Raw genomic sequence first — 526 nt, 5'->3', positions numbered from 1 at the left:
GCCAGTGAGTCTGTTACTGAAGTGCTTAGCGAAGGCTTGGGCGAGGCTGTCGAGCCTATGCTTTTCGTGGCTGAGCGGCGATACAACGGGGTTGGAGTGGTCATTGGTGGGTGGAAACCACTTGATACACGTCCGAAAGGCCTTGACACACGTGCGAAACACAACCCCCACTCAGCGGCCACAAGGCAACGTGTCGACCTCTTGCCCGAGTCGGTGATCGAGGACCTACTGGAGCGTAGTCCGTTGGGAAAGTGTCCTCGCAAAGACATCCCAACCGACCTGTACGAGGACATCATCGAGTGGCGCCCGATCCTTGCTGAGTCAGAACCTCTAGCCGCGATCTTCCAGATGAACACGCTGGCGATGGGTCGGGACGAGGACTGGCACAAGGAGGGCGATTGTGTCGGCATGGTGTACACGCACGAGGCGATCTTCGCGGCGTTCGGGATGGCACCGAGTACTGGCTACCACCGCGGCCTGAACTCCGCGATGCTCCTGGAGCTCTACCGGCGGAAAGTAGATGAAC

At 59.1% G+C, this 526-nt stretch carries 1 protein-coding gene; it reads left to right on the top strand.

Going from position 1 to position 526, the window contains the following annotated elements; all coding sequences use genetic code 11:
• Window positions 1-243: 243 nt before the first annotated feature.
• The coding region (locus EXE46_RS16320) for a hypothetical protein (protein WP_137689372.1) at window positions 244-526 on the top strand (283 nt) is incomplete at its 3' end.

The organism is Halorubrum sp. GN11_10-6_MGM (assembly GCF_005435165.1).
GTDB lineage: Archaea > Halobacteriota > Halobacteria > Halobacteriales > Haloferacaceae > Halorubrum.
This window is presented reverse-complemented; position numbering and strand designations above follow the sequence as displayed.